The following is a 6,751-nucleotide window of genomic DNA, read 5'->3' as shown; positions in this document are numbered from 1 at the left end:
TTCCTCTGTCAAGGTTTTTCTGGCGGAAGAGACTGATTTTCGAGCGATCTTCCAATGACGAAAGCACTTCCGTCGTTCGTCATGCGGCAGTCATCAGGCCGTACGGACATCACGGACAGGGGTTTGTCCGGCGGTTCCCGCACCTTCTTCATGAGATGGAAGGTTAACTTTCACTCTCATGGCCTTGAGACCTCGAACACCGGGTAAGTCCTCGAGATCCAGGTATTCCGTTTTTCCGGCAAATTGTCCCGTGGACCTGAGGAAATCGATGTGGCGTTCCGTCTCGCGGCCTTCTTCCGCATGTGCGTAAACGACTGAAACCTTTCCCGGCTGCGTAAGCCGCTCCCTGCCGCCGCGTATCAAGGCCTTGTCCAGGCGGGACCTGACGATCTCGTATCGTAAATCGTACGCTCCATCCACGTCGAAGCGTTTTTCATCGTAGCGGAAACGAATGGACAGAGGAGCATCCTGCACCAGAATCAGGTGAGCCGTTTCCAGAGGAACCTCTAGGCCGGGCTTGATACGTTCATTGATTTGCGCCATTCCGCAGGCCAACTTGAGTTGCCAAAGTCGCATGTTTTTCAGATAAAGATCGTTGAATTCTCCATTTTCCAGCAGGGATTTCCCCATGTATATGAGGTAGTCCACACCGTCCGTACGGTGCCTTTCGAAATAATGGGGACACATGGCCTGAAGCTTGGCGTTTTCTCCGTCAAGAAATACCGCCAGCCGCTCGTTCAGCACGGCCACACTATGCTCGAATGCTTTCCGACGCTCGTATACCGTGCCCACGTTGCCGTCAAGAGAGGAATGGTAGGCCTCTATGGCGATTCCGACCTGGATGCCGAAGCCGCGAATATCATGAAACACCGGTTCTATTTCATCCTGAATGAGCCTCACGATCCGAATCTCGTCTCCGGAACCGATCCCGGTCCGGAGTCCATGGATTTGGTCGTCGAGGCGCGTTGACAGCTCCTGAAGTATGGGCAAGGGCTTAGCATCGTTGGCAACGTCGAGCACTTTCCGGGCCAGGTGCAGATGCGCGGTCAGGTCTTCCTGAAGGGCGCGGTTCCTTTCGTCCGAAGATCCACGTATGTCCGAGACTCCATAGAAGGGATAGACTCCCTTAAACACAATCGGTTCCATTTCGGCCGATCGATTCAGCCGCATCCGGTCTATGCGATTGAGCGCGGCTTTCTGGAATCGCCATTCCACCGCTGGGTGCAGGGCCGTACACTGCTCCTTTATGGTCGACTGAATCTGGTGCTCCATTTCCTCGAGAAGGTTCTTGACGGCCATGGAAAACAATGGCTGAAGCACTCCCACAACCATGGCCTCCAACGGGCCGAATTCCTCCGGTTCGGCGGATTTCAGACACAGGATCCCGACGCATTCGCCCTTATATTTCAGCGGAGCGATGAGGAGTGAGCGCTCCCCCGCGCTCAGGAGGTCCTTTACAACGTCGTCCGGCGGGGGTTCTTTCATCAGGTCCGGAACAATCACGGTCCGATCCTCGAGAACCACTCTTTCAAAAACCGTCCCATCGAATCTGGACACCGGAAGACGACTTGAGCCCGCCAAAACGCACGCCGGTATGGCCTCACATTGTCTGTGAAACAGGATGACCTCCCGCTTGCGAATGGCCGCAAGTCCTGCTTTTAGACGCGGGTTGCGGAAGAACGTACGAAGCCGTTCCTCCAATCGGCTGAAGCCGCCCTCCGAAAGCAGCGAAGTCTGATCCACAATGTCCTTTTCCAGATCAGCCAGAACCTCGGACTCCGTTACGTCCACGGCATGAAACAGAGTCAGGCCGCTAAATTCGAATTCCTCCGGCGGCATGATCACTCGTAGCGCCTCGGGATCGGTAATGTGTTTGAGAACCTCCGCGGCCTCTTCAGCCGATATTTCATTACTCCTCGAAATACTTCGGACCTCCACGAAACGGAAGTCGAGATTGAGCTTGAAATAGCGTTCCAGTTCTGTCTGAGGGTCAGGCACGATCCGGATCAAAGGAAAATCGAAAGGGTGTTTGATTCCACAGAGCCTCTCCAAAACGATCAGATAGGCCCTGGCGATACGCCCGCGATTGTAGCTGTCCCGATCCAACACGAAACGACCGGCGTACGAACCGTCCTCATTCAGCAACATGCGGCGAAACTGGGGAGACGCGTAAAAAGGCCTTGCGTGATAGGGGACTACGGCAGCGAAGAGCTGTGTTTCAAGAAAGATCGGCGAGAACACCGCGCTCATCAAGTCTTCGATCAAGCCGTCATAACGGTCGAGAACGGTCAAGTCTTCAATGGGTCCCAGCAGTTCCGGAGCATTTTCCAGTCGGATGCGCAAATCCGATAAAACCGACGGGTCGGTCATGCCGCCGGAGCCTGATTTCCGGCCCAGGTAATCGGCCATGGGCTTTAAGCTCAGTGCGCTCCGGAAGGGAAAATCGACTGGCGGTGCTTCCATAATCTCCTCACTCGATCCGTATTCTCGATGACTTTCCTATTTGAGTCAATAGGGGGAGTTTTTCGGTCCGCCTGCCAGCTTCCGTTCAGGGCAATCCCCGCCTGCGCAGAGATTGCCTTTCATTGATCCGGTGACGGGCTTCTTGAATGCGACGGTCCGGTATCTCCGCGAAAGCGGCCCCCGTGTGTAGTGTTCTCCCACGGGGGCCGCTTTCCGCAATCTGAGGACCCCCCATCTCCAATCCGCCCTACTCTATGCTTCTTATAGTATTCCCCTTTGTTTTGTTCTGCATCTTTTTTTCAAGACGCTCCGGTTCTATCACGAATTTCTTGACACATTCCATTCCGATTGGTAAGGATGTTGAAAGCAGGTATTTTGGGAATCCCGTGTGAATCGGGAGCGGACCCGCCGCTGTAACCGGGTAGGCGCGTCACAGCATGCCACTGTCCGATGGGATGGGAAGGCGTGGGGCGCCGATGATCCGGAAGCCAGAAGACCTACCTGCGTGAATCAATTCTGCACCGGGTTTATGCATCCTTTGAGAGTCGCCGTTTTTCTCGATAATCCTTATGCCCGGTCGAGGACATAAGGATTTTTTGTTTGTGCCGTAGATGAGCGGAACCGGGCAAACGCGCGGCGCGGATTGAAATCACGCGGATCTTCCCTGATTCGGCGGGGATTCCCACGGCCCAACCGATGTCCAAACTCTGGGAGGTAGTAGCGATGAAGAAGATGATCTGCCTGGTTGCCATTTTGGGATTGTTATTTGCGTCCAACGTCTGTCCGGCCGGATTCGGCGGTATCTGGAAGAGCACGCCCGGTAACGTGAACTTCTGGATCTCCGAACACGACACGGGTTCCATGACGGTAGTGGTCACACCGGACGCCCGAACCTATCAATCTTACCTTGATTCGGATTTTTCGGACGGATTCAATGCCGGTGAACTCGGAGGAGACGGCAGCACACTGTCCATTACGTTTTCCAGCGACACGCAAGCCAAAGCGGACTTGACGCCCTCCGGCGGCGACCCCGTCTCTTACGCGCTCACGAAAGATTTTGGCGGCGTTTTTTGCGGCCTTGTCTTCAGTTCAGGAGGCATTTTCTCGGATCCCAACGGCCTGGCTTACCGCGCCACCGCCTCCTCGCCCTACGGCGCCGTGAAATACACTACATCGAGCGGGTCGGATCTGGTCCTGTTCAACGATTCCTTCGTACGCGCACACAACGGCAACGTGTATGTTGTGGGTCGTTTTAACAGCGATTCCGTGACGGTCCTGGACGCTGTCCATACCCAAGGGAATCCCTTGGCTAACTACAGCGTCGGGAAAACCGATCCGGGCGGCAATTTCGAAATCCCGTCCCCTCAGGCGTCCACAAATCCTCAGGATTTGGAATTCATCAGCGATTCGGTGGCGTATATGAGTTTTCTCGGGTCTCCCGCTATTCTGAAACTCAACCCGCTGACGGGCCAACGGCTGGGGCTCATCGATATTTCGGGGTTTACGCAGGGTGTCGACGGCCTGCCGGAAGCCAACCAGATGGTGAGGGTCGGAGAATTTCTATACGTAATCTTGCAACAGCTAGACCAACAGAACGCCTTCGAACCGCTGCAGGGCCTGGTGATCAAAATCCATACACTCAGCGACACAGTGATGGATTTGAACCCGCTTGCGGAGGGTATGCAGGGAATCGCGCTCCAACGAAAGAATCCGGGCAATATGGTTTACCTGGAAGACACGAAGGAACTGTTCGTCCAATGCGTGGGGTCGTACTCGGACGCGGAAGTAAAAAGCGGCATCGAGGTCATCGACACCACCACGGATACGTCCAAAGGCCTGCGCGTAACCGAGGAAGCCGCGGGTCTCCAGATCGCCAACATCGCCCTTTGCAATGCGGCAAAAGGGTATCTGCTGGGATACGACGTTTCGTTCAACAGCATCATCTCCGAATTCAACCCCACCAGCGGGGAAATGGTTCAGAACGGTTTATTTCAGGCGAATTATTTCATCGAAGATATCAAAACCGGATGTCTGAGCTGTGGATGCACTCTCTTCACCACGGACCGCTCCGATGCGGACCCGGGCATCATTGCCATAGACACGAAAACCAACGCCATTGCCGGAAAAGGCGCAACCGATCTGCCCATGCATTTCTTGAGCATTTTGGAAAGATAACATCCCGTGGTCCTACGTACGGAGCCGGGCGCCGGCCGGAAGGGCGGCGTCCCGGAATGGTCGAGCTGTGAGCCGGCGGACCGGCAGGAAGGACCGAATCCATAAAGTTTCGTCTGTTTCCCAACAGCTGATGGTGCCCCCATGATATGCAAGCTATCGAGATCTCGATGGATGACCGTCGCTTCGGCGGTGCTTTATTTCACCCTGCTGGCCGGTCCCGGAACCGTGCACACAGAGGATACCGTTTCGAGTGAACCATTTTCTCTCGGAACGGTATATGTGGTCGAGCAGAAGGAAGAAGCGCAGCGCATCGAAGAGGAAAGTCCGCACAGCGTTACAGTGATCACGGAAGATCGGATTACCGGTAAATTCACGTCCGTGGCCGATGTGTTGAGCGAAGAGGTGGGTGTTCGAATCAATACGGCGGGCGGGCTGGGATCTTTTTCCACGACATCCATCCGTGGCAGCAGCGGTGAACAGGTCACCGTGCTGCTCGACGGAATACCACTCAACGAAGCACTAGCCGGAGGAGTCAATCTGGCCGCGCTTCCAACCTCGATTATTGAAAGCATCGAGGTATACCGGGGCTCCGCCCCCATGAGCCTGGGGGTCTCGGGTATCGGGGGCGTGATCGATATCAAGACCAAACGGGCGAAAAACAAGCGGACCTTCTTCAGTCAGGCGCAGTATGGATCTTTCGAGACATTCCTGGGAAGCGCATTCTATGGAGACAAACCGGGGCCTTTCGACTTCAGCGTGGCGTATGAACACCGTCAGTCGGAGAACGACTTCGAATATGTGAACGACCGCGGCACCAAGTTCAATACGGCGGACGACCGCGTCGAAAAGCGACAGAACAACGAATATCGCGAAGAAAATGTGTCTTTGCGCGGCGGCTATGACTTCTCCGCCGTACGATTGGACGTTATCAACAACTACCAAACCAGCCACAAGGGCCTGCCGGGGACCGTGGGCGCACCGACCGAACACGCAGCCTTCGACACGATGGAGAATCTGACCACCGCTCAGGCCGAACTGCAGGCGACGGACGACCTGTTCGCAACCTTGAAAGGGTACTTCGCCTACAAGATGGACGAACTGGACGATCGGCACGGCGAGGTGGGCGGCGGCAGTCAGGATACCGAGGACATAACCACTACCGCTGGAACCGATTTGGTGACGAACTACACGTTGGGAGAATATCAAACGGTTTCCTTCATCGGTAGAGCCTCCAGGGAAGAATTCGATCCCAAGGACGCCCTTTCCAGAATCACCGTGCCCAAGAGCGAGCGCACCACCTATACGGCGGGATTGGAGGATCGCATCGAACTATTCGGAAAGAAAGTACTCGTCCTCCCCTCTCTTCGGATCGATCGCGTGGAAAACGAACTCTTCGGAGTGGACGTCGGCAAAGTGGTCCTCGGGGAGGCCGGGGATAAAACGTACGATGTCTGGACTCCTCAAATCGGCCTGAAGTACACTCCGTGGCCGTTTCTATATGCAAAAGCCAACGCGGGGCAATATCACCGTTTTCCCAGCTTCTTCGAACTGTTCGGTAATAACGGCACCTTTATTGGCAATATCGATCTGGTACCGGAACGCAGCAACAATTTCGATGTCGGGGGAGGCGTGCATTTTTCCTGGCAGGAGGCCTTGCTGCGTTATTTCTCGTTGGAAGTGACTTTGTTTAAGAACTACGTGGAAAACCTGATTACCATAGAACGGGCCACGGGAAACATCAGCACGAGCCGGCAGGTGGACGAAGCCGAGATTACCGGTGTCGAGACCGTCTTCCGTCTCGGGCTCTGGAGCCTCTTCCACTTTTCCGGAAATATCACGTACCAGGAGGCCATCAACGAAGGACCGGTAAAAGGCAAACGAGGCAAGCAGTTGCCCCAGCGCCCCGTCTGGGAAGTGGACTTGTTCGCCAGACTGACGTTTTGGAAGCTCGAACCTTTCTACAATTATAGGTACGTTGACAAGAACTACCTCAACGCTTCAAACATCGGAGAGGTGGAAGCCCGTCATCTGCACAACGCCGGCATAAGCTACCGGCCATTCGACTGGCTCACAGCCACCCTCGAGGTCCAGAACATCACGGACAAGCAATACG

Annotated in this window: 3 protein-coding genes and 1 riboswitch; of the genes, 2 read left to right on the top strand and 1 reads right to left on the bottom strand. The window is 55.0% G+C overall.

Translation table 11 applies throughout. From position 1 onward, the window contains the following. Positions 1-93: 93 nt before the first annotated feature. A complete protein-coding gene (locus HY788_03405) occupies positions 94-2,463 on the bottom strand; it encodes a hypothetical protein (GenBank protein MBI4773223.1) in 2,370 nt (789 codons plus the stop codon). A gap of 351 nt (positions 2,464-2,814) precedes the next feature. Then, positions 2,815-2,983: riboswitch (cobalamin riboswitch) on the top strand. Between the two features lie 203 nt (positions 2,984-3,186). Between HY788_03405 and HY788_03400 the strand changes: the two genes are divergently transcribed. Then, positions 3,187-4,638 carry a hypothetical protein gene (locus HY788_03400; protein MBI4773222.1) on the top strand — a complete coding sequence of 484 codons (1,452 nt, stop codon included), beginning with the start codon at positions 3,187-3,189 and terminating at the stop codon, positions 4,636-4,638. Positions 4,639-4,809: 171 nt separating this feature from the next. Then, a partial coding sequence (locus HY788_03395; GenBank protein MBI4773221.1) for a TonB-dependent receptor occupies positions 4,810-6,751 on the top strand: 1,942 nt, incomplete at its 3' end.

It is taken from the genome of Deltaproteobacteria bacterium, assembly GCA_016208165.1.
Taxonomy (GTDB): domain Bacteria; phylum Desulfobacterota; class Desulfarculia; order JACQYL01; family JACQYL01; genus JACQYL01.
The sequence above is the reverse complement of the archived record's forward strand: the minus strand, read 5'-3'. Positions and strand labels throughout refer to the sequence as shown.

Excerpts from the sequence above, each read along its gene's own strand:
- HY788_03400 (MBI4773222.1), top strand. The coding sequence starts at position 3,187 with ATGAAGAAGATGATCTGCCTGGTTGCCATTTTGGGATTGTTATTTGCG.
- HY788_03405 (MBI4773223.1), bottom strand. The coding sequence starts at position 2,463 with ATGGAAGCACCGCCAGTCGATTTTCCCTTCCGGAGCGCACTGAGCTTA.